24 protein-coding genes and 1 pseudogene are annotated in these 23,969 nt (G+C 38.0%); 10 read left to right on the plus strand and 15 right to left on the minus strand.

The genetic code is table 11. The features are described from left to right. Nucleotides 1-22: 22 nt before the first annotated feature. Nucleotides 23-1,114, minus strand: a complete 1,092-nt coding sequence (locus AC5WOC_RS19605; protein ID WP_496057105.1) for an AI-2E family transporter — start codon at nt 1,112-1,114, stop codon at nt 23-25. 89 nt (nt 1,115-1,203) lie between these two features. Beyond that, entirely contained in the window at nt 1,204-2,022 is an 819-nt protein-coding gene (locus tag AC5WOC_RS19610; protein ID WP_496057106.1) for a YihY/virulence factor BrkB family protein, read from the minus strand. A 155-nt stretch (nt 2,023-2,177) separates the two neighbouring features. On the opposite strand from AC5WOC_RS19610, the gene AC5WOC_RS19615 reads away from it, so the two are divergent. From AC5WOC_RS19615 to AC5WOC_RS19640, 6 genes are all read left to right on the plus strand, one after another. Next, nucleotides 2,178-3,506, plus strand: a complete 1,329-nt coding sequence (locus AC5WOC_RS19615; RefSeq protein WP_496057107.1) for a helix-turn-helix domain-containing protein — start codon at nt 2,178-2,180, stop codon at nt 3,504-3,506. A 141-nt stretch (nt 3,507-3,647) separates the two neighbouring features. After that, on the plus strand, nt 3,648-4,358 hold the full coding sequence (gene dapD, locus AC5WOC_RS19620; RefSeq protein WP_496057108.1) for a 2,3,4,5-tetrahydropyridine-2,6-dicarboxylate N-acetyltransferase: 711 nt from the start codon (nt 3,648-3,650) through the stop codon (nt 4,356-4,358). Nucleotides 4,359-4,370: 12 nt separating this feature from the next. Further along, nucleotides 4,371-5,573: an aspartate aminotransferase family protein gene (locus AC5WOC_RS19625; RefSeq protein ID WP_496057109.1), complete on the plus strand. Its 1,203-nt coding sequence runs from the start codon at nt 4,371-4,373 to the stop codon at nt 5,571-5,573. Nucleotides 5,574-5,578: 5 nt separating this feature from the next. Then, nucleotides 5,579-6,703 (plus strand): N-acetyldiaminopimelate deacetylase, encoded by a 1,125-nt coding sequence (locus AC5WOC_RS19630; protein WP_496057110.1) that lies wholly within the window; start codon nt 5,579-5,581, stop codon nt 6,701-6,703. Nucleotides 6,704-6,727: 24 nt separating this feature from the next. Continuing rightward, nucleotides 6,728-7,663 carry a primosomal protein DnaI gene (gene dnaI / locus AC5WOC_RS19635; protein WP_496057111.1) on the plus strand — a complete coding sequence of 312 codons (936 nt, stop codon included), beginning with the start codon at nt 6,728-6,730 and terminating at the stop codon, nt 7,661-7,663. 207 nt (nt 7,664-7,870) lie between these two features. Further along, a complete protein-coding gene (locus AC5WOC_RS19640; protein WP_496057112.1) occupies nt 7,871-8,230 on the plus strand; it encodes an SH3 domain-containing protein in 360 nt (119 codons plus the stop codon). 480 nt (nt 8,231-8,710) lie between these two features. On the opposite strand, the gene AC5WOC_RS19645 is transcribed toward AC5WOC_RS19640, so the two are convergent. From AC5WOC_RS19645 to AC5WOC_RS19655, 3 genes are all read right to left on the minus strand, one after another. Then, nucleotides 8,711-9,583, minus strand: coding sequence for an alpha/beta fold hydrolase (locus AC5WOC_RS19645; protein ID WP_496057113.1), 873 nt, complete (start codon nt 9,581-9,583; stop codon nt 8,711-8,713). Then, a complete protein-coding gene (locus AC5WOC_RS19650; protein WP_496057114.1) occupies nt 9,561-10,154 on the minus strand; it encodes a PadR family transcriptional regulator in 594 nt (197 codons plus the stop codon). The genes AC5WOC_RS19645 and AC5WOC_RS19650 overlap by 23 nt, the downstream gene beginning before the upstream one ends. Nucleotides 10,155-10,364: 210 nt before the next feature. Then, nucleotides 10,365-10,865: a hypothetical protein gene (locus tag AC5WOC_RS19655; RefSeq protein WP_496057115.1), complete on the minus strand. Its 501-nt coding sequence runs from the start codon at nt 10,863-10,865 to the stop codon at nt 10,365-10,367. A gap of 304 nt (nt 10,866-11,169) precedes the next feature. Between AC5WOC_RS19655 and AC5WOC_RS19660 the strand changes: the two genes are divergently transcribed. After that, nucleotides 11,170-12,609 (plus strand): erythromycin esterase family protein, encoded by a 1,440-nt coding sequence (locus AC5WOC_RS19660; RefSeq protein WP_496057116.1) that lies wholly within the window; start codon nt 11,170-11,172, stop codon nt 12,607-12,609. A 149-nt stretch (nt 12,610-12,758) separates the two neighbouring features. Here the strand turns inward: AC5WOC_RS19660 and AC5WOC_RS19665 are convergent, their stop codons facing one another. The 6 genes from AC5WOC_RS19665 to sufC all read right to left on the minus strand — a co-directional run bounded on the left by AC5WOC_RS19665 (nt 12,759) and on the right by sufC (nt 18,581). Then, nucleotides 12,759-13,301 (minus strand): hypothetical protein, encoded by a 543-nt coding sequence (locus AC5WOC_RS19665; protein ID WP_496057117.1) that lies wholly within the window; start codon nt 13,299-13,301, stop codon nt 12,759-12,761. 123 nt (nt 13,302-13,424) lie between these two features. Next, a complete protein-coding gene (sufB, locus tag AC5WOC_RS19670) occupies nt 13,425-14,846 on the minus strand; it encodes a Fe-S cluster assembly protein SufB (RefSeq protein ID WP_496057118.1) in 1,422 nt (473 codons plus the stop codon). 36 nt (nt 14,847-14,882) lie between these two features. Then, nucleotides 14,883-15,308: a Fe-S cluster assembly sulfur transfer protein SufU gene (gene sufU / locus AC5WOC_RS19675; RefSeq protein ID WP_496057119.1), complete on the minus strand. Its 426-nt coding sequence runs from the start codon at nt 15,306-15,308 to the stop codon at nt 14,883-14,885. Continuing rightward, a complete protein-coding gene (locus tag AC5WOC_RS19680; RefSeq protein WP_496057120.1) occupies nt 15,292-16,515 on the minus strand; it encodes a cysteine desulfurase in 1,224 nt (407 codons plus the stop codon). The genes sufU and AC5WOC_RS19680 overlap by 17 nt, the downstream gene beginning before the upstream one ends. Next, complete coding sequence (gene sufD / locus AC5WOC_RS19685; RefSeq protein ID WP_496057121.1) at nt 16,512-17,780, minus strand: Fe-S cluster assembly protein SufD; 1,269 nt, start codon at nt 17,778-17,780, stop codon at nt 16,512-16,514. Before sufD ends, AC5WOC_RS19680 begins: the two co-directional genes overlap by 4 nt. Nucleotides 17,781-17,795: 15 nt before the next feature. Further along, the gene (sufC, locus tag AC5WOC_RS19690; RefSeq protein WP_496057122.1) at nt 17,796-18,581 is read right to left on the minus strand and encodes a Fe-S cluster assembly ATPase SufC; all 786 of its coding nucleotides are present in this window, start codon (nt 18,579-18,581) and stop codon (nt 17,796-17,798) included. A 421-nt stretch (nt 18,582-19,002) separates the two neighbouring features. On the opposite strand from sufC, the gene AC5WOC_RS19695 reads away from it, so the two are divergent. Further along, a complete protein-coding gene (locus AC5WOC_RS19695) occupies nt 19,003-19,497 on the plus strand; it encodes a hypothetical protein (protein ID WP_496057123.1) in 495 nt (164 codons plus the stop codon). A 192-nt stretch (nt 19,498-19,689) separates the two neighbouring features. Here AC5WOC_RS19695 and AC5WOC_RS19700 read toward each other — a convergent pair whose 3' ends face one another. Together AC5WOC_RS19700 and AC5WOC_RS19705 are read right to left on the minus strand one after the other, a co-directional pair. Continuing rightward, nucleotides 19,690-20,160: a CBS domain-containing protein gene (locus tag AC5WOC_RS19700; RefSeq protein WP_496057124.1), complete on the minus strand. Its 471-nt coding sequence runs from the start codon at nt 20,158-20,160 to the stop codon at nt 19,690-19,692. Between the two features lie 267 nt (nt 20,161-20,427). Continuing rightward, nucleotides 20,428-20,784, minus strand: a complete 357-nt coding sequence (locus AC5WOC_RS19705) for a carboxymuconolactone decarboxylase family protein (RefSeq protein WP_496057125.1) — start codon at nt 20,782-20,784, stop codon at nt 20,428-20,430. Between the two features lie 129 nt (nt 20,785-20,913). On the opposite strand from AC5WOC_RS19705, the gene AC5WOC_RS19710 reads away from it, so the two are divergent. Beyond that, entirely contained in the window at nt 20,914-21,189 is a 276-nt protein-coding gene (locus tag AC5WOC_RS19710; RefSeq protein ID WP_496057126.1) for a hypothetical protein, read from the plus strand. A 108-nt stretch (nt 21,190-21,297) separates the two neighbouring features. On the opposite strand, the gene AC5WOC_RS19715 is transcribed toward AC5WOC_RS19710, so the two are convergent. Continuing rightward, nucleotides 21,298-21,870: a DUF1802 family protein gene (locus tag AC5WOC_RS19715; protein WP_496057127.1), complete on the minus strand. Its 573-nt coding sequence runs from the start codon at nt 21,868-21,870 to the stop codon at nt 21,298-21,300. A 53-nt stretch (nt 21,871-21,923) separates the two neighbouring features. Beyond that, a pseudogene (locus AC5WOC_RS19720) lies at nt 21,924-23,180 on the minus strand (arsenic transporter). A gap of 228 nt (nt 23,181-23,408) precedes the next feature. On the opposite strand from AC5WOC_RS19720, the gene AC5WOC_RS19725 reads away from it, so the two are divergent. Further along, nucleotides 23,409-23,711, plus strand: a complete 303-nt coding sequence (locus AC5WOC_RS19725; RefSeq protein WP_496057128.1) for a YciI family protein — start codon at nt 23,409-23,411, stop codon at nt 23,709-23,711. Nucleotides 23,712-23,969: the final 258 nt, after the last annotated feature.

The following is a 23,969-nucleotide window of genomic DNA, read 5'->3' on the forward strand; positions in this document are numbered from 1 at the left end:
TTTAATTATAATGAGATTAGTCTTATTCTTCAGCTGATAATACTGTTTTCTCTTGATTTCGAAGTTTTATGAGCTGATACACATGGCTGACTACCACTTTGCAGACAGCATAGGTAGGAATAGCGAGCAACATTCCTAAAAAACCTGCCAAACTGCCTGCGACTAAGAGCAGCAAAATGATAGTCAATGGATGAATGTTTAAGTTTTTCCCCATTACGTTAGGTGTAACAAAGTTCCCTTCTACCTGTTGTGCAATGAATGCAACAATTAAAACTTTGATAATCATCGAAGGGGAGTGAATAGAGGCGACAATAGCAGCAGGTGCTAGTCCAATCAATGGGCCGATATACGGTATCACATTCGTAAACATCGCAAACATAGCGAGCAGCAATGCATAAGGCATTCCAATAATGAGATATCCAATAAAAACGATCAACCCGATTGTAATAGCAACTAATACTTGACCTTTGATATACGAACTGAGGGCATGGTCTAAATCATGTAAAATTGATTCTCCATGTGCCCGCTCACGATCAGGCAAGAGACGCAGCATGTAAGGCGCCGCTTTTTCCCCTTCTTTTAACATGTAATACAAGATAAACGGAACGGTTACAAAGACAAGAATAATGTTGGTAACAATTCCAAAAAAACCGGCTAGATTACTGCCTATTGTGGTGTAACTAGTCTTTACGTAATTGATAACACTGTTGGAGATCATATCCCAATCCACATATTTATTTACCCATGGGTTGTGGCTCAACTTGATCAATTGTTCCTTTGCAGTTTCCAGCATGGAAGGAAAGTTTTGAATCAACGCTTCAAATTGATTACCCAAAAGCGGTCCGACTGAAAATCCGAGTAAAACAAGTAAACCTAAAATCACCAAGTAAATAATCAAGATGGAAATCCCTTTTGGAATTTTAAAGCGATAGAGAAACGAAACGATTGGGCGAAATAAATAAAACAAAACACCTGATATCAAAAAAGGGAAAAACAAAGTTTGAACAAAAACAACAACTGGACGAAATACAAAACTCACTTTACTTCCCAACAAAACGATGAGAAGTAAAAATATGATTGCATAAAGTGCTCGAAAAAATTTAGTTTGCGGCAATATCTCCATCCCTTTCAATATCACAATCTATTCTATCGTACATCGTAACATATTATTGAAAAAGAAGGATTTCTGACAAATAAGAAGAACTAACTAATCACTCTAGCTTTCTTTTCTTCTGCATATGCGGCATTAATATGACCGCCGATGATTAGAACAAGCGCAGAGACATAAAACCAACCAGTTAGGATGATAATTCCTCCCAAACTGCCATAAACGAGAGAGTAATCTCTTGTAGAAGCATAGAAAGAAAAACCATAGGAACTGAGCTGCCAACCGAGTGTTGCAAAAACCGCACCTGGCAAAGCATCCAAAAAGGTAACTTTCGTATAGGGAGCAAACTTATATAGACAAAGGAGAACCAAAAACACAACTGCACTGCTAAAAAACCAGCGGACATATGTCACTAAATGTACAAATAATGTGTCAACCGCTATTTTCCCAAAAAAATAACTCGCCATCAATTGACCGAACACGGATAATGCTAGCGTTACGAGTAATCCAGCAAGCAGCCCAAACATCGTTAAAAAGCCCAAAAGCGCTCCTTTCCAAAAACTTCGATTATTTTTCACTTGATATGCGATATCCAAACTGCGGATAATCGATTGGAAGACGAGTGATGCTGTGTAAATCGTTGAAATGATACTCAATGACAATATACCGCTATTTTGTTCATCTAAGATAGCAACCAAATTATCTTGTATTAAATGATACGTATCCCCAGGAATCACGGGCTTTATAACAGACAGTACGTTTTCACTGCTATACGGTAAGTATCCTATCAATGTTACTGCTAAAAGTAGAAATGGAAAAAAAGATAACAAAATATAGTAGGAAAGTTGCGCTGCTGTATCAAACACGTCATTATTCCTTAAACGGTAAATTATGGTTTTTAATAAATGTGCCAATATTTTACCCTCCAATTTCTCTTACCTACAATATTGACGGTTTATTTGTAGGTTAATCTTTTGCAATGTGTGCAATTTTTACAAAACTCGGTTTTCTTTTGTTTTATAAAAGTTTAATATATTTATGTCCAAACTTTTCCGTTGAGGTGATAATAATGAAAACATTAGCTTTACATGAAATGGGGGAAGTCATTCGTAAAGTTCGTAAAGAACGCGGTCTGCGTCTAGAAGACCTAGCCGACGAAAATATTTCTCCTGCTACTGTTAGTAATATTGAGCGAGGAGTAGCACATGTCAGTCCTGAAAAAGTTACCTATTTGCTTGAAAAATTAGAATTACCAATGAGCAAACTTCCCGAAATGCTCGTCCAAGAACAAGTTGAATTAAAAAAAGTAAAGTTTGCCTTATTAACAATTTCTACCCTTAGACAAATTGGTTACGTAGAAGATGCTCTGACAAAATTAGAAGAATTAAAGTTAGATGATAGTCATCCTTATATTGCACATGCATATTTTTACAAGGGCGAATGTTATGTTGCAAAAAAGAAATGGAAACAAGCAGAGCGTTCTTTTTACAATGCACTCCGCAGTGCACAACAAAATTCATTTCAAGAAAACAATATGGAAGCTGCAAGTTACTTGCTATTAGGAATTTGTAGTGATCATCAAGGAAACCTAGATCAAGCACTAGAGTATGTAAATGATGGTCTATTGGCATTTTATGAAGGAGGAGAAATGCAGCATGTAAAACACCTTCTTCATAAACATAAAGGAATTATGTTGCAAAAACTAGGCAGAGTCACAGAAGCAATGCAGTTAGTACAAGACTCTTGGCATTTGTTAACAGAAGTAGACGATATAGAAACAACACTCGGCTTCTATTGGTTACGTTCTGAACTTTCCAGACGTACTGGTCTTATTGAAGAAGCAATCGAATATGCAGTAGAAGGAATCGACGTAGCTAGAAGAAACAAGCAATATAGTGCCATGTTTGATCTATGGATTGTACTTGGAACCATTTATACAGCTCAAAAAGATTGGGAAATGGCAGAGACCTCCTTCCTAATGGCTAGAAAATTAGAAGAAAAGATTCCTATCGACCACCGCTGGGTAACTGTATATAGCAGAACTGGTGTCTTATACTTAAGACAAAACAAATTATCAGAAGCCTTTGAGTACTTCCAGCATGCCATTCGTTATGCAACAAAATTCCAAGATGCCCCTCAGTTGGTATCTAACTTAGTACTAACTGGTGAACTTTGTCAAATGATGAATGACACCAATAAAGCGATTCATTTCTTTGAACAAGGCATTGAGATCGCTCAGAAGTATAATTTCTCCGATATGGAGTGGAAAATCTGGTATAATCTCGCTGGATGCTTTAACGGACACGACGAAGAGAAGTTCCAACACTGCATGCGTAAGACTTATGAAATTAAAGAAAATTTATTAGACAATCCTACAAACTTAGGTCTAGCAAACTAATTTTCAAAAAACTCTACACAGCTGACCAAATTGGCAATAGTATATGGACATTTACTTATTGAAAGAACTCCAATTGGGGTTCTATTTGTTTTTACTTATGCTATACTTTTGTTTTAGACAAATAGGAAAGGGTGACTTTTTGTGCAGCATTTAAACTCCGAAGAAATCATTCAGTATATAGCGAAATCTACTAAAAAAACTCCCGTTAAAGTTTACATAAAGGGTGATATCCATAATCTGAATTTTCCAGAGGAAGTGAAAACATTCTTCTCTGGCGACTCTGGCGTTTTATTTGGAAATTGGGATGATATCGAGCCTGTACTCACTGCGTCTGCAGATCTGATATCAGACTATGTGATAGAAAATGACCGCCGCAATTCTGCTGTTCCCTTAATTGATCTCAAAGACATCAAAGCTCGAATTGAACCAGGTGCGATCATCCGTGAACATGTACAGATTGAAAAACAAGCAGTCATTATGATGGGGGCAGTTATCAATATCGGGGCAGTTATCGGTGAAGGCACGATGATTGATATGAATGCTGTTATCGGTGGACGCGGACATATCGGAAAGCATTGCCATATCGGGGCAGGGGCAGTTATCGCAGGTGTTATTGAGCCTCCTTCTGCAGCACCAGTTGTCATAGAAGATTCAGTACTTATTGGAGCTAATGCCGTTATTTTAGAAGGTGTTACTGTAGGACACGGTTCTGTCGTTGCAGCAGGAGCAGTGGTTACACAAGATGTTCCACCAAATGTAGTTGTTGCAGGTACTCCAGCACGTGTAATAAAAGAAATAGATGAGAAAACAAAATCAAAAACGGAAATTCTTGAAGAACTTCGCAGCCTATAGGGGGAAACACATATGACGGATTGGGTGTCACTAGATCATGAATATGTCATGTCTACGTATAGCCGTTTACCTATCGTGATCGATCATGCTTCTGGAAACTATCTGTTTGATACTGATAAAAAACGATATTTAGATCTGTTTACAGGACTTGCAGTAAATATACTTGGACATTCCCATCCGTACTTAATGAATGCGCTTCGTGCTCAGGCCGAGCGCTTCCTTCATATCTCGAATTTTTTCTACAATACACCTGCGATTCGATTAGCGGAGCGTTTAGTAGAAAATACATTGATAGACGGAAAAGTATACTTTTGCAGCAGTGGTGCAGAAGCTACGGAAGCTGCTATCAAAAGCATCCACAAATGGACAACGAAACAAGCAAATGAAAAACAAGGTATAGTAGTACTAAAAAATAGTTTTCATGGACGTACACTTGGTGCACTGCGATTAACTCGCCAACAAGGAATTTATCAAGATTTTCCTACCTTACCGTTAAAAATTTATGAGATAGAAATCAATGACATCGATGGACTGCAAAAAATTTGTGCAGAACATAACCCAGCAGCTCTGCTAGTTGAGCCGATTCTTGGAGCTGGAGGCATTGTCCCACTCAGCCAGACTTTTTTAAAGACGGCGCAATCGATTTGCCAAAAGAATAACATGCTGTTTTGTTTAGATGAAATACAAACTGGCATTGGCAGGACTGGTACGCTATTTGCTTATCAAGCATATGGTTTATCTCCAGACTTGATCTTATTTGCAAAAGGTGTCGGCGGCGGATTACCACTGGGCGGCATTATCGCTGGAAAACAGCTAAAAGATTCCTTCCAACCCGGTGATCATGGTACAACTTTTTCTCCTTCCCCGCTATCAGCAGCGCTCGGAAATGCTGTACTAGAAGTATTACTGGATCAAAATCAGATGGAAATTGGAAAAGAAGTAGCAGATTACCTTTTAGCAAAACTGAACCAACTACAGAGGGATTTTCCAACGATTGTAGAAAAAATCAATGGTCGTGGAATGATGATTGGCATTGTCACCTCATTAGATAAAAGTACCATCCAAAACTTGCAGAAATCTTTCTTAGAAGAAGGTATACTGATCAATGTAACAGCAGGAACGGTTATCCGTTTATTGCCTCCTTTGACATTGACAAAAGAGGAAGTATCGCACTTTATTACTATTTTTTATCAACTATTATCAAAAATGGAGTAACGATTATGACTGTTTCTTTGAATAAATGGATTCAAATTAGACGACAACTGCATCAAATACCCGAACCAGGCTATATGGAAGAAAAGACACAAGCTTTTTTACTCGCTCAATTGTCAGAGTTACCAAATACAGAAATTCAAACATGGAAAACAGGAATTCTCGTGCGTATTCCAGGTACCTCTCCAAGAAAACGAATTGGTTACCGTACAGATATGGACGGACTTCCCATTCAAGAAGAGACCGGATATGATTTTCATTCCACACACCCAGGTTTTATGCATGCTTGTGGTCATGATCTGCACATGACGATTGCACTTGGACTTGTACACCATTTTGCACATCATCCTGTAAAAGATGATCTTATCTTTATATTTCAACCAGCAGAAGAAGGCCCTGGCGGTGCACAGCCAATGATGGAAAGTATTGAATTTCAAACATGGCGACCAGATACTATTTTTGCTCTCCACATAGCACCAGAATACCCAGTAGGTACCATCGCTACAAGATCGGGCATTTTATTTGCGAATACATCCGAAATTAATATTGAATTGATCGGAAAATCAGGTCATGCGGCCTACCCCCATCAAACAAACGATATGGTTGTTGCAGCAACGCAGCTGTTCACTCAGCTACAGACAATTATCTCTCGCAATGTAAATCCTTTGGATTCTGCTGTGTTAACAGTGGGAAAATTGGCAGCTGGAACAAAAGAAAATATTATCGCTGGGCATGCAGAGTTGAACGGCACCATTCGAACCTTATCAATGGAAACAATGAGAAAGGTACAACAGCGTGTGAAAGATATCGTCGCTGGTATTGGTACAAGTTTTCAGTGTGAAGCCAATCTGCATTGGGGAATGCAGTATGTAGATGTAACCAATCATGATGCGATCACGAATCAATTTATGAGTTGGGTGAAAGAAAAAACCGAGTATCAGCTGGTGGAATGCAGAGAAGCTATGACAGGCGAAGATTTTGGCTACTTTCTCAAAGAAATCCCAGGATTTTTGTTCTGGCTGGGAGTAGATACCCCATATGGTCTGCATCATTCCAAAATAACACCAGACGAAAATGCAATCGGTGTCGCTATTGATCTCATGTCTCGTTATTTGGAGGAGATCGGAAATTAATTGATGAGAGGGGGGATATATCGGATGAAAGCTTTAAAACAAGTTTCTCCATTTCCGAGTTCAGGAGCAGAAAAAGCAAAACGGGCTATATTTGCTAGACTGCAACAAAATAAACGTCTCCGAGCTTATATGCAAAAACATCCAGATATTCCTCTATCTACTTATTGGCGCTCTATCCCCAATATAGATCAATATGTAACTGAAAAAACAGCTTGTGAATCATGCAGAGGATTACAAGGATGTAAAAACCTCATCACTGGACACACCCCGGAATTGATGGAATATAATGGATTTCTTGATTTACAGATGAAGCCATGCCGTTACCAACTTGCAGAAGAAGAAAGAAAACGCCGAAGTTCGCTCATCCGATGCCAGCAAATACCATCAGACATTCGGGAGGCTACCTTTGAAACATTTACACTAGAATCAAAGCGAGCTAAAGCATTTCAGGCGGCACTGCATTTTTGCATCCCATTTCGTGAAGGAAAATCAACCCAAGGATTATATTTATATGGACCATTTGGCGTAGGCAAAAGTTATCTTGCTGGTGCAATTATGAATGAACTTGTAAAATATGGTGTTTCAACACTGATGATTCATACTTCTGCACTTTTTTCGGAAATGAAAGATGCGATTTCTCAAAATGGTCAAGTGATTACGGAGAAATTAGAAGCAATCAAAACTGTACCTTTGCTCATATTAGACGATATTGGCTCGGAATCACTTACTCCTTGGATACGAGATGATATTTTAGGTGTTATTCTTCAGTACCGAATGACAGAAAAACTGCCAGTTATTTTCACTTCCAATCTCACATTGGAGGAACTAGAGGAATATTTTTCTTACACGCCAAAAGGTGGATCAGAGCCGATGAAAGGCGCAAGAATCATGGAGAGAATCAAACATTTTGTACAGCCGCTTTTTGTTGATGGTATCAATCGCCGAACACTGCAAACATAAAAAGCTACCTTATAGGTAGCTCTTTTTTATTAATTAGAAATTAAAAAAATCGATTTCCCATTACAACCAAAAACAGAATAATCAATACGAATAAGAGCACAAAATAAAAATTTTTACCCAACCATCTTATCATTTTATATCAAACCTCTTTCTATTATTTCAAAGTTAAATTATATTTAAAATACACCAAATGAAAGGGGTATCATCATGAAAAGATTTTCTTTAACAACAATGTTTGCCCTTATTCTCACGATCTTTGGCTTTACATCCCAAGCATTTGCATATCAACTGTATGAAGTTGTGATCTCAGGAGGCGGATATGTCAATGTTCGTGACTATCCTTCCACTGCTACAGGGAAAATTATTGGAAAAGCATACGATGGTAGTACTGTCAGTTATCGCTGTTATACAACAGGTACTACTGTTTCTGGCTATTTTGGGACAAGTAACATTTGGGATAAAATCTATTTAGGAAAAGATCATGCTGGTGTCTCTATTTATGGTTATGTTTCTGATACTTATATCTATACTGGTTCTGATAGTGGATCAGGACTACCATGTAGATAATATCATATACCAAACGAAAGGCAACTCACATGAGTTGCCTTATATATTTAGAACCTTTTAACTAATTATAAGTAAATTGGAATTCTCTCCATAATCCCTGTCTTCCGACTTCAGTTACCTCTACTACTCTGCGTTTTTCTGAGTAAGTAAGCCATTCTAACACAAATAACCTCTGCATTATTGCAGCTCCCAATGCTCCGGATAAATGGTATTGGCGTTCTGTCCAGTCCAAACATTTGACAGCAATGGGGCGCCGGGGTTAGCTTGGTAATGAAATAGTTATGAGACTATCGTCCCAAGAATCCAACGGCTTTAGCCGTATGGAGTTGTCAAATTTCATTTCTCATAAAAATTTGCGAAAAAAAAGTATAGGAGAAACGTCCTAAAAAAACAACTCTACGGTGAGCTGCTTTTGTCTTGATACGAAATGCAAATCGATTTTAGTATACGCGAATCTCTTAAGCAAAAAAGAGAACAGTATTATTCTCCACTTAGTTTCGAGTCTAACCAAAGTCGCAAAACAGGTAATACATTTGCTGCCTGCATTGCACCTGTGTGATCAAGTCCCTCTAAAACAAAGACATTCCATCCGGCATTTGTTATTTCATCCTTTTTATCGATAAGCGGGCCAACAATATCTACGTGTGCATCTCCCCACTGCTGCCCATAATCAATTTTATCCAAACTTCCAGCGAAACATAGACGCGGGCAGGTAATTTTGGATTGGGCTTTTCTATCATCGAAAATCTGAAGACTTTGATATAATGTCATAAACTGTTTTGTCTGACTTTGGTTCATCGTCACTTCCACATTCGACCAATCATAATCCTCCTTACTAGACCAATCATAGTCACCTGCTTGCACCTGCTTTGTATCCACACTCTTGCTTGATTTTGACATTTCATAGGTTGCAGTTGTGACTTTAAGCATCTCATCATATGGTCCATCGATTGGTGGAAAACCGCCCATGATCAGAGCAGATAATCGATTGGTTCGAATGGCAAGCTGCAAACCGCTTAACGCAAGCCAAGAATATCCATAATAAGCAAATGTCTCTGCACCAACAGCATCTGCTATCGATAAAAAGTCATCTGCAATATTATCAGGTGTTAAACTATCGGCTTTTGGTGTTGCTAGTACATGTCCTTCATAGTCAAAAGCTACAACACGGTACTTATCACGAAGTCCATCTATTAATGATTGACCCAATGCAGGATCAGCACCCCACTTTTTCATTTCTTCCGCTTTTTTTCCCTCCAGAGGGATCGGATTTACAGGAATCAGTATAGTAGGTCCCTTTCCTTGGATAACTACATCTATTTCGTTCCCATCATGCATTACCACTTTGATCATCAACTATCTCCCCTTTTGTTCTCTCTATTTTGAAAGCATACTTTCCAAGTTTGACAGCATTTAATATGTTTTGAGTACTCTCCATTTCATTTTTTATATAACCAATCCAAATCCCAACAAGTTCTGGATGTTTCGATGGTTCTGAAGGAAGTTCTTCTGTCGGTAAAGTCTCCAAAAAATTATTATTTCCTTCTAATATGGAATAACGCTCCGTTAGAAATTCTATTACCTTCTCGCGAGTCAACATATCCATAAAGGCAATACCTACTGCAAACGATTGAATATCTGTACTTTTTAGTGAAGCTTCGAGAAGCTTTTTAAATTCTGCTTCACCTGAAGTGTTTACCTGATATGCTGTACGCGAAGGCCCCCGCTTGATAGAGTCATCTGAATCTGCAGCTTGTATCATCCCTTGTTTATGAAGCTTTTCCAAAGCATGATAGATGGATCCAGGTTTTACATTCGTCCATGTCTCTGCACGCCAAGAAGTAATATCGTTATAAACACCATAGCCATGGCTGATGTCTTTCCTGAGAATGGATCCCAGAACAAGTAGTCTTACCACCGACATATTTTCACTGATCTCCTCTATTCAAATTTGACTAGTTCATTATAATCCATCCTTTTTAACTAGTCAAATTTGAATACCTACAAAATAAAAAGCCTCATCACTACTTGTATAAGTAACGATTGGGCTTAAACTTCATATTTATATCCATTGTTAATAACAGGCATTTATCCTGTGAAGAAAGCAAAACAATTACTCTCTTCACAGAATTTGTCACACATTCGAAATTGCCCAAAGAGCTGGGAAGAAACCAAATGGAGTATGGATACCGGAAAAGCAGATGTATTCCTCTAATGTACACAAATCTGCTAATTTATCACAGACTTCTGCTTCAATCGCCTCCATTCTCAACAAAAAATGAACTACCTCGCTCTGACGATTTTCATCTGTGAAATGCTTTCGAATCAACCATGCCAATCTCTTTTCGGCGATTGAATATGGCTGAGCAAAAATTGCCTTTCCTCGCTCGAAAATTCGAAATATGACATCTCGCTCCTGCAGCTTTACATCAAGCCGCAGCTTCGAAAGTTCGTACATACATTGCTTCAGATGCTGAAGCAGCTCACAAAGTCTTTCTCGATTGTACGAAGAAGGCAGTTGATCTACTTCTTTGTAGTCTGGAAGCTCTGCCATCATTTGCTGATAGGGAGCTTCTAATTGTGCAGTCAGTCGGTAACAAAACTTTCCGGTTTTTTTTGCAACGATTTGACTCATTTGGTACTCCTACTTGTGTAACATTCTTTAAAATTATTATAACAAAGCATTGTCAGCGTGATTTATAAAAAATATTAAACCTTTCATATAGTCTATTTATCTTTTTTGTGATTTTGTATTGAAGTAAGCAATCATAATTTTTCATAAAAACATATCATGTAATTATATATTTATTTCGAATACCGTTATATTCTATATATATGTACAAAACTAAGATATAAATCTTTTAAGCCAAACATTAGAAATACTCTCTGCTATTTCTATCTGTTCAATCATGATTCGTGAAAGATAGGAGAGAAAATATTTGCACCCAAATAAAAGAAGAAATATCTATCAATCAAAATGGTATAGATGGATCATTGTCTTCTGTATTTCCCTTTCATTGTCTTTATTTGTGACACCTGTACCATTAGCAACCAGCCATCCTAATTTGCAGCAGTGGATTCAAACAAACGCCCATCCTATAAAAAAAATCCGACCTGAAATTGGAGATCAATATCAAGATCTGATGTTTTTAGACCCTCTGCTCAAAAGTAAACAGCTCATCTTTTTAGGCGAAAGTTCACATGGAACAGCAGAGTTTAGTTCTGTAAAAGTTCGACTTATCGAATATCTTCACAAAAAATTAGGCTACCAAGTACTTGTTTTTGAATCCGGATTAGGTGAATTATTTGCCGCCAATCAACAAATAAAACAGCAAACCTCAACAGATGCTTTGAAAAATAGTTTGTTTGATATTTGGCATACCAAAGAAGTACTTCCTTTGTTTAACTACATCAAACAGAGCAGAAGCACCAATCATCCCCTTCAAATGGTTGGCATGGATATGCAGCCAGTATATGCTTATGGAAAGTTTTTAAACAAATGGTTTCACACAATTGACCCACAGATAGGAGTACTAGCAGAACAGACAGAGATGGGATTTTCTAGTACCCTTGGTCAGTCGAATCCAGCGCAATTTAAAAAGGATCAGATTAAGCTAATTCAGGATTATCAGCGTTTATATGAATTCACCATTCAACACAAACAACAGCTGTTGCAGACATATCCTGCCTCTACAAAAATGTTAGAGGTCACACAATATGTTTTACAAGATCGAATTCATTCTTTGTCTGAAGTTATTCCATACTATGTGTCTTATAATTACTACCAACAAATCGGCAATACTTCGCAAGCCAACAACGCATACGATCAATACAATATAAAACGGGATCAAGCGATGACAAAACATTTGACTTGGATCACAGAGACCCTTTATCCAAATCAAAAAATTATCGTTTGGGCACACAATCTTCATATCCGCAAAGCGAATACCAAAACGAATAATCCGAATCGACGCTCTATCGTTGATTTAGGTGAATTATTGCCAGCAAAAATAAAAAAGAAGTCTTATGTACTAGGACTTTATATGAACCGCGGCATATCTGCTTTAAATGACCGCAAACCGTTACCTGTCAAATACCCACATCCTAACGGTTCCGTAGAATCCATTTTAGAAAAAGCAGGATATCCGAATGTATTTGTTGAAATGTCACACGTGGTTAAAGCAGCAAATACGCTTTGGATGTTCCAAAAACGTTCTATTTTGGATTGGGGTGGATGGAATGAACAACTGATCTCCAAAGAGCAGTATGATGGAATTTTGTTTATTGATAAAGTAAAAGTGCCGCAATATATCAAACCAGAAGAAAATGATGTCCATGTATATCCGTACTTTTCCAAGATAGAACTTCCGACTGAATAACAAATAAATCATTAATCTTCATACAAAAACCCCACTATTTCTATTTAAGTGGGGTTTTCCATTAACATATATATCAATCGCAAAATGATTTTTATTGTGGCCCCGTATGAGGAGCGAATCCGCAGATTCACTCACCCATACGGGTTGTGTTACGCCACCTGCGCCATCTCCTTCTTCGGCGAAAGAAGGAGGGCACTGAGAGCAGCCTTGAGTTCCGGACTGGACAGGTCCAGACCGTCTTCCTCACACGTGATGTCCGAACGGACATCACAGGTACGATCCCAAGCGTTGTGGTTGAGGGCGTAGTAGTTCCACAGGAACATAGTGATCTGCCTCTTCCTCTCATAAGTGAGGTAGTCCCCAACTGCGCGGTAAATCCCTTCCAAGCTGTGGAGAGGAGCATCCTTCAGCAGTCGCTCGATGATGTCCCGCTCCTTAAGCGTAACCACCAGTGGAGCAAGTCTGGCCAGATCCCGCTTGACGTGGAACGTCAGCCTGAGTGTCGTCAGCAGTTTGTTACGGGAAGCCGAGTTCGGAAACGTAGCGACATCCATCCACTTGGGGAGGTACGTGAAGACATTGCGAAGAGACTCCGACATTGTCAGCTTCAGTTCAGCGGCGTACTTACGCTTTCCACGCTGCTTCGCAGTGACGATAACGCTGCTCTTCATGACGACAAAACCGGTGTGCATGACACTCCTCGGAAGCGTAACAGTTTATTTAAAGAAATTATAAAACAATGACCGATAAAAAGAAATCTTGTAACCAAAAAATCCCCTTGCATGCAGCAAAGGGATTTGGAATTCTTCCAATCTTTAACCAATGGAACCTTCCATCTCAAACTTGATCAGACGGTTCATTTCCACCGCATATTCCATTGGCAATTCTTTGGTAAACGGCTCGATAAAGCCCATAATAATCATCTGTGTTGCTTCGTTTTCAGTCAATCCACGGCTCATCAAATAGAAGAGTTGATCTTCACTCACTTTGGAAACAGTGGCCTCGTGCTCCAAGATGATGTTATCGTTTTTAATTTCGTTGTATGGAATTGTATCTGAAGTCGATTCATTATCCAAAATCAATGTATCACATTTTACATTTGCCTTGGAGCCTTCGGAATTCCGTCCAAAGCTGGTAAGTCCGCGGTAAGTTACTTTTCCGCCTTGTTTACTGATCGATTTGGAAATAATCGTAGCAGTACAGTTAGGTGCAAGTGCGGTAACTTTTGCTCCTGCATCTTGGTGTTGATCTTTTCCTGCAACAGCGATGGACAAGACATCTGCTTTTGCGCCTTCGCCTTTCATCACAACAGCTGGGTATTTCATCGTCAGTTTACTTCCAATGTTACCATCTACCCATTCCATGTGTGCACCGCGTTCGGCTACTGCACGTTTTGTAACTAAGTTATAAATGTTTGGCGCCCAGTTTTGAATGGTGGTATAGCGACAACGTGCATTATCTTTGACGATAATCTCTACCACTGCACTGTGCAAGGAATTGGTGCTGTAAACTGGAGCAGTACAACCTTCAACATAGTGAACGAAGCTTCCTTCATCGGCAATGATCAATGTACGCTCAAATTGCCCCATGTTTTCGGAATTGATCCGGAAGTATGCTTGCAGCGGCACTTCACATTTTACACCTTTTGGTACATAGATGAAACTGCCACCGCTCCATACTGCACTATTTAAAGCTGCAAATTTATTATCCGCTGGGGGAATAACGGTACCAAAATATTCTTTTAGCAACTCTGGATATTCACGAACAGCCGTATCAGTATCACAGAAGATAACACCTTGTTCTTCAAGCTCTTTTTGCATGTTATGGTAAACTACTTCGGATTCATACTGAGCAGATACCCCTGCTAAAAACTTTTGCTCTGCTTCTGGAATTCCTAATTTGTCAAATGTCTGTTTGATCTCGTCTGGTACTTCTTCCCATGTTTTTCCTTGTCGTTCCGAAGGTTTTACATAGTAAGTGATATCATCAAAGTTCAATTCGTCCAATTTACCAGGTAACAATGAAAACCATTTACTGTTTAAGTTACTCGGCATTGGCATTTTGTAAAACTGCTCCAATGATTTCAGGCGAAACTCCAGCATCCAATCTGGCTCGCCTTTCATTCTAGAAATCTCTTCTACGATTTCCCGAGTAAGACCTCGTTTGGCACGAAAAACAGATACGTCTTTATCACGAAAACCATATTTATACTCGGATAGTTCTGGGATCGTAGTCATGATTTCAACCTCCTTCTCATTTTGTAATGCAGTTATTTAATGTTTCACACCTTTTTCAAGTGCTTTCCAAGCTAACGTAGCACACTTGATTCTCGCAGGAAACTTAGCAACCCCTGTTAATGCTTCAATATCCTCAATCGGAAATTCTTCCGTATCTACTTCTTCCCCTTGCATCATTTGAGAAAACAAATCAACAAGATGCAATGATTGCTCAACTGACAGTCCTTTTACAGATTCTGTCATCATCGATGCTGAGGCCAGGCTGATGGAACAACCTTCCCCTAGAAACTTTGCATCTTTTATCATACCATTTTCTACATTCATTTGCAGAGATATTCGATCACCGCAAGTGGGATTATTCAATTCAACAGAAATTGCCTTATCATCTAACTGACCTCTGTTACGAGGACGTTGGTAGTGATCCATGATCACTCGACGGTATAAATCATCCAAGGAAGACATGGCCGAAATACTCCTTTGTCTTGTGTAAACCTTTTACAAGTTGATCAATATCCGATTCGTCATTATATAGATAGAAACTCGCCCTTGCAGTAGCTGTTTCCCCTAACAAACGCATCAACGGCTGACAGCAATGATGACCGGCACGAATCGCAATACCTTCTGCATCAAGTACTGTCGCGACATCATGCGGATGAATATTATCTAAATTAAATGTAACAGCGCCAATACGATTTTCGAGTGGACCAAAAATACGAATTCCATCTATTTTTTTTAGCTGGGATAGAGCATATGCAGTTAACTTGCGGTCATGTGCTTCTACCTCATCCATGCCAACTGCTTGCAAATAATCAATTGCTGCTCCTAAACCGATAGCACCAGCAATAATTGGCGTTCCTCCTTCAAATTTCCAAGGAAGCTCTTTCCATGTTGCATTTTCTAAATCAACATGGTCGATCATTTCACCGCCAAATTCAACTGGCTCCATTTCGTTTAGCAGATCTTCTTTTCCGTATAATACCCCAATTCCAGTTGGACCCATCATTTTGTGACCAGAAAAAGAAAGAAAGTCTACGTCAAGTTCTTGCACATCTACTTTCATATGAGGGACACTCTGCGCACCATCTACTGTAATAATTCCGCCAACTTCATGCACCAATTTCGCTAGTTCCGCAACAGGATTAATCGTTCCCAATACATTAGATACATGCTGTATAGCAACAATTTTTGTTTTGTTCGAAATCAGAGGACGTACCTTATTTAACAAAATAGTACTGTCTGATTCAAGAGGCATATATACTAACTTTGCTCCTGTTGTTTTTGCTACCTGCTGCCATGGAATAAGGTTGGCATGATGTTCAGCAGGACTGAGCAATATCTCATCACCTGCTTGCAAATTCACCAGTGCGTAACTTCGCGCGACAATGTTAATACCTGTTGTTGCCCCGCGAGTAAATATAATCTCCCCGCTCTTTTTAGCATTGATAAAATGCTGTACTTTTCCCCGTGCACCTTCATAAGCATCTGTTGCTCTTGTACCGAGTGTATGAACTCCACGATGAACGTTAGAGTTGTCCTCTTTATAATAACTTGCAACCTTTTCAATCACACGATTTGGCTTTTGCGAAGTTGCAGCACTATCCAAGTAAACAAGCGGATGCTCATTTACTTGTTGGGAGAGAATAGGAAAGTCTTTTTTCCATGAATTCATGATGTGAATTTCCCTTCAATGATCTCATGAATACTAGCACGTAGAGCTTCTAATGGAATATCTGCAATAACAGTATCCAAGAAACCACGGATAATTAGTTTTGAAGCTTCTTCTTTCGAAACCCCACGAGACATCAAGTAAAACAATGTCAATGGATCAATACGACCTACACTTGCTGCGTGCCCTGCTGTTACATCATTCTCATCGATTAGCAAAATAGGATTCGCATCCCCTCTTGCTTCCGGATCTAACATCAATACCTTACCAGTCTGTTGTCCATCGGCTTTGCTAGCACCTTTTTCGATCTTCGTTATACTGTTTAAAATACTAGTAGCCTTGTCTTTCATTACGGAACGAGCTTGAATATCACTTGTTGTGTGTGTTCCAAAATGTAATATTTCAGATGTGATATTTGAACGCATCTCATTTGCTCCAAAAGCTACTGATTTCACGTCCACGTGTCCGCCTGGTTCTTGGAGTTTTGTCATACTTTTGGAAATGACACGTCCATCACTAAGATCCGCTACAATCCATTCTAAATTTCCATCTCTGCCAACTGTTGCAAAGCGATCCATTACATCTACAACGGAATCAGGAAAATGGCTGACAGTTGCTATTTGAACTTGAGCACCTTGCCCTACATAAGCTTCGATCACACTGTTGCTAATTGCAGATGATTCACTAGTGCCTAAGAAATTCGCCACAAATTCGACCTTGCTGTTTTCTTCGGCAACCACAAGTATATGGGGGAAGGTAGCTGCGCCTTCACCATCTAACCAAAACACAGCTTGCAGCGGCAACTTGACTGTAACGTTCCTCGGAACGTATAAAAGTGCTCCACCTTGTGTAAATGCCTGATGTATAGCAGCAATCTGATGAGTAACCTCTTGTCCAAATAAGTATTTTTTCAACAAAGTTTCATGTTGTTTATATGCATCAGCTAAACTCGTAAAAATGACTCCATCATTTATGTCGACAGATTGGTAGACAACCTTATCATTTTTTTGAACTAGAACATTCGCTTGCTCATCTAAAATCAACCGGCTGATTTCTTGAGGGAGTTCTGCCGTTGTTTGATAGGTATCGTCCGTTGGCACTAACTGAAACTGCGAAAAGTTCCAGCGGTCGATATTGGTCTTTTCCAACCTAGGCAATGGTAATGATTTGATCGCCTCAAAAGCCTCTAATCTTTTTTCCAATGCCCATTTTGGTTCATTCTGACCTCGAGATAGTTGGGTAATTTGTTCGCGACTAAAAACACTCATTGTTGGCACCATCCCTTACACCCTATGTCCAACGGTTTCGTCTGTAATGCCAAGTTCTTCTTTTACCCAATCATATCCCTCTTGCTCCAAACGCTCAGCTAACTCAGGTCCGCCTGATTTCACAATCCGTCCTTGCATAAATACATGTACGAAATCTGGTTTTATATAATTTAAAAGTCGTTGATAGTGAGTAATAATGATAACTCCCATTTCAGGACTTCTCATTTGATTCACACCAGTTGCAACAATTTTTAATGCATCTATATCAAGACCAGAGTCAATCTCGTCTAAAATAGCAAATTGTGGTTTTAACATCATCATCTGTAAAATTTCATTGCGTTTCTTTTCTCCTCCAGAAAAACCTTCATTGAGGTATCTAGTCGCGAATGATTCGTCCATCTCTAGAACATCCATTTGTTTATCCATTTGGCGGATAAATTTCATTAATGAAATTTCATTTCCTTCGCCGCGTTTTGCGTTAATTGCACTGCGCAAAAAATCAGAGTTAGTCACGCCGCTAACTTCACTAGGATATTGCATCGCTAAAAACAATCCTGCACGAGCTCGTACGTCTACTTCCATATCGAGCAGATCCTCACCGTTGATTTCTACCTCTCCCGAAGTCACTTCATATTTGGGATGACCCATCAAAGCAGAAGCCAAAGTACTTTTCCCTGTACCATTTGGTCCCATAATTGCATGGATTTCTCCACCATTTACGGAGAGATTCACTCCTTTTAAAATCTGTTTATCTTCAATTGAAACTTGTAGATCCCGAATAGTAAGGTTCGGTGTTGACATAGTTACATTCCTCCACGAACTTTCCACCTATATATAAAATAAGGTAGTATTATCATTTGTTGTGAACTAAATTAGATTGATTATCATGTGATTCTCATTATATTCTAACGTAGACATCTAATGATATCAAGGTATATTCCTCTTTGGGATAAAACACAAAAAAAACCACAAAATAAATAGGTAAATATTTCCTATTTTTAAGAAACGATTACCTTTCAAATTCAATAAAGAAGATACATATATTTTATATAATTAACTTGTAAATTATAATAATTTCTTTCTTTATATTCACGCATTGCTCACATTATTTTATGCCCACTTTTTATGAGAATAGTGTACAATAGAAAGTATCTTTTGAAAGATTCTCTCTTCATTATTCTTTTATTTGGGGGAAATTTTGTAACAACTGGGGGCAGAAAGGATGAAGAAACATAATTTAAATATTGCAGATGCCAATGTTAATCATTATCTTCAATCAAAAAATGTAATTTATATACGTACACAAGACAAAAAAAAATTCCAAATTCATGAAGATAATGGTAACTATGAATTATACACAGAGCAAGACTATCTAAATAGTTTAAATAACCGCCGATTACTCCGAGCGTGGGAAAAGTGTCGATCTCAAGTGAAGATTGCTCCACATCTGCCTGAGATCATTAAAACGATAATTTACGAAAACACTTTTGATGACTTAGAGAAACTCGTCCTCCAGTCTCATCATGAAAGCAGTTCTTCATCCGTTGATTGTCAAAAAATTAATCAGTTATTTACTAGAATGAAAGACATTGCATCCACTTTAAATAGGGATCTAGATGCAGATTATTGGAATGAGCTGATTGAATTTTTCCAAACCTGCACCCAACTAGAAATTCTTACACACACTTTTCAACGTTCTAACAAAAAAACAAACTGAGTTTTTTTCATCCTCACTTTTTTTATTTCCATTGTTTTATAATTTTGAACTCATTTTTCATATCAGACAACATATCATTACATGAAGCTTCGTCTAACTAATAAACTGTATAATTATTCCTTTCCTTTTATATTTTGTAATTATATCAATAAAAAAACCAGTTGATTCCTTATTAGGTATCAACTGGCTTTTTTACCGTTCTGTTGCTACAGTTTGTAAATATTCCTCATGAAAATATTCAATAACCTTTTCCATCATCACTTTTCTTGTTAGAATGCCAACAAATTGTTGGCGTATATCAATTATTGGTATATATGAGCGATTTACCAATACTTCAAAAGCAAACGAAAAAATGGAGTTGGCCATAATTCCCATATGATTTCGATCCATTGCATCCAGCACACGATATTCTTTTAGTTTAGAAAAATCGAGTTCTTGTGTTTTATTAGGATTAATGAGGAAATCCAATATGTTGGTTTTACTAATAATCCCTTCCACTCTACCATCTGGATGAATAACCGGAACCGAAGTTGTACCTCGACGTGTTAAAACCAAGAGAGCTCGTTCCAATGACCAATCTGGTTCCAATACAACTACTTTCTCTTTTGGAATAATTAACGGAGTAATTTCTTTTGTAAACAAAAGATCAGCATTCTTATTCATAAATCATAGTACTCCCACTTCCCTTAACCGGGTTAATCTTTATGCACATCCATCCGTTGTTTGAGGGAATAAACAGTTCTACACATTTATGTTACCGCTTTCTTCTGTTGAATGTCAATACATTTTCTGTAAAATTACAATATTGCACCGTTAACTCTACATATTTTTTTCAATTTTTCACTCATTAATAAAAAATACCCTCTTTTGAATAATTATAAACCTATTAGATTTATATACCTAAAAAATAACCCTATTATGAGGGCTATTTTAGTGTGTACGTTTTTGAAAGGAAGATATGGTGTCTTGTACTAATGTTACCGTTTGAGACATTGCCATTCCCCCTCCGAATGCTGCACTGACAGCAGCGGCTTCTAGCATCTCTTTATCTGAAGCACCATGATCAACAGCACCTTTGGCATGATAAATAATGCAATATTCATCATTACTGTATACACCGAGCGCCAATGCTATTAAATGTTTGTTTTTCTTAGATAATGCACTTTCCTGAAAACAAACATCCGTAAATTTATTATAGTGAGCCACTACATCTGGTAGCTGTTTTGATAATTGTTCAATGCCCTCTTTGTAATCCAACAATGCTTCTTCAAAATAATTTCCTTCCATCACTTTACCTCCATTTAAAATTTGACTATTAGTCTCCTCTTTATCCAGCAATTTATTCACTATCTAAAATATGTTCGCAAAGTTTGGTATAATGAAATAGTTATATTTTTTTTAGAGAGGATTTTGTACTTGGATACACAAAAAAAAGAACTAATTAAAATGATTTTAAGCATGATTAAGAAAATCTATCAGAAAACCTTGCAACTTGAAGACGTTTTCGGCTCACAGAGTATACATATTTTTCCTAAAAATTACGACCCATTAAAAGAATTATTAGAACTCTTACATATTACTGATGAAGAAGCTGTACTGGTTTCCACATTAGTGGGAATCTACTTAGAAGGCGATATGACAGTCGATGAGATTATTATTGAATTAGAACAATTAACAGTACAAAATGCATAAACAAAAACCCAGACCAAAGAAGGTCTGGGTTAACTTATTGATCTAGATATCTCTGGATTAAATCTTGGCAGTCTATTGCTATTTAATCAAACCTTTTCCAAAACCCACCTATACCAATGCTTGTTTTATCTCTGTCACTTTCTTTGCAAATTCATCATCAGAGAGAACAGGGTGAGCTTCTTTTCCTTGGACTGTTTCTGGAAAGGACAACCACGATTTACATCCACCATACTCTGCCAGCATTGGAATTTCTATTGGTTGTTCCAACTGGTAAACTCGAAGCAGTAAGACATGTAAAGGCAGTTTCTTTTTCCATTTCAAACGTTCTACAGCAAATTCATTTGTCCAAATATGATGAGGATAGAGTGCCTTTAATTTCTCTGCATCCAGCAATTCGATGTCCTCATGTAACTTCGCATAATATTTCACCATAACTTGTTCATCTTCCGGAGACCAAGTCGCGATGCTTTTGGCAATATTTCCTTGGTATTCTTCTTTTAACAGCTCTGTTTTTTGATGTTCATAAGCAGGAAATAAATAAAAGCTATCACTGGAAACTTCAAAATGGCGAGTTTCTTCATGAATCCCGCCTTTGCGCATGATTAAAATCTGTGTTCCTTTGCCAAGTTCATCTAGTGTAACCGCCCAATCACGAAGGGCGATATTTGTTGTAGTTTTCATTTATCTCACTCCTAAAAATAAACCACTAGAACATAGTAACATGATTTTAGCGTTTAAAATGCTTTCAATATATTTAACCATACAACAAGAGCCGTTAAGGTAGCAAGTAACGTAGGTATTGTTAATACTATTCCAATGCGAAAATATTCACCCCAGCTTACTTTTACACCTTTGCCAGATAAGATATAGATCCAAAGCAAAGTTGCAAGCGAACCTATCGGAGTAATCTTTGGACCAAGATCACAACCAATGACGTTGGCATAAATAAGAGCTTCACGTATCATTCCAGTGGTATGGGTCATTTTAATGGCTAAGACATCAAAAACAACTGTCGGTAAATTATTCATCGTGGAGGATAGAACAGCTGCCAGTAATCCCATCCCTATTGTGGCAATATATAAACCATGACTGGCAAGCCAAGTGATCACATCACTTAATTTATAAGTAAATCCAACATTGTTTAATCCATATACAACCAAATACATGCCGACTGAAAAAATAATAATAGACCATGGTGCATCCATCACTATTTTTTTAGTATGAATGATTGGACTCCTTATCGTTGCGAACAGAAAAATAATTGCTGCGATACCAGCGATTACGGAAACGGGAATTCCAAACGGCTCACTGATGGTATAACCCACAAACAACAATCCTAAAATCCACCAAGACAATTGAAATAACGATTGATCTTTAATCGCTTCTCTAGGTGCTTTAGATAGTTTCCTATCAAATGTTTTGGGGAGACTACGACCAAAGTAAAGATATAAAACAAATAAACTAGTCCCGAAAGAAATGAGGTTTGGAACAAACATCCGCACCGTATAATGGACAAATCCAATTCCAAAGAAGTTTGCAGAAATAATGTTAACAAGATTACTAATAATGAAAGGGAGGGATGTTGTATCTGCGATAAACCCACATGCAATAATATAGGCAAAAACAGTCTTTTCTTCAAAATGCAGAGCACGAATCATTGCTAAAACAATTGGCGTTAAAATTAACACACCACCATCATTATTAAAAAAAGCAGACGTCACTGCCCCTAGCAAAAGCATATAGATAAACAACTTATATCCATTTCCTTTGGCAAACCGAGCCATATGAAGTGCTGCCCACTCAAAAAACCCAATCTTATCCAAGACTAAAGACACCAAAACAGAAGCTACAAAAGCCAAAACTGCATCCCAAACAATTCCCGTGACTACCCAAATATCGGAAAGATGAACAACCTCAAACAGAAGGGCTAAGATGGCTCCTCCCGTAGCTGACCAACCGATTGATAAGCCCCTTGGCTACCAAATAACCATAACCAATGTGAGTACAAAAATTCCTAATGCTATCCACCAGTCGTGTATATTCTTTCACTCCTTAATGGGAATTAAATAAACGATGAATTTTCAGTTAATTATAACTCACATTGCTTTTGTTTATAAATGTTAAAATGAAATAAATATTCCTTATTATCAACCTAATACTTTCGAATAATTGAATGAAAAATTTATTATTGCACTTTTATAAAAGAGGAGATGATTTTCATGCAATTCATGGTACTGGCTTATGATGCAACTGACCCCAATGCATTAGAACGACGCTTAAAAATGCGTGCAGAACATATTGCTTTAGGGGACAAATTGGTAAAGAGCGGGAACATGTTAATGGGTGTAGCTTTATTGGAGAATGGTCAGATGATAGGTTCGATGTTAGTCGTAGACTTTGCAACACGCGAAGATGTAGACAAATGGCTATCATTGGAACCCTATGTAGTAGGAAGGGTATGGGAAAAAATCGAAATAACCCCCTGCAAGGTAGGTCCGTCCTTTAAAAACATGATTACTTGATAACTCCGCACGGCTGAAGCCGTGCGCCCCATGCAAGAAATCTTCTACCTTCTTGCAATATGTATTTGGCTACATTCCATGTCTCAATCATGATGAACGTCACATTCGGGGCATGTCCATTCTCGCAGTTGGAGTTGCTTTACGTCATTTATCAAGGAGAGATAAACACCAAAAAACCTCTCATACTTTTAGTACAAAAGGTTTGAATTATTCCCTGAAAACCGAAGAGTGAGTAACACGCCTGAGTTGAAGGTCTTA

Source organism: Shimazuella sp. NTD247, assembly GCF_059510415.1.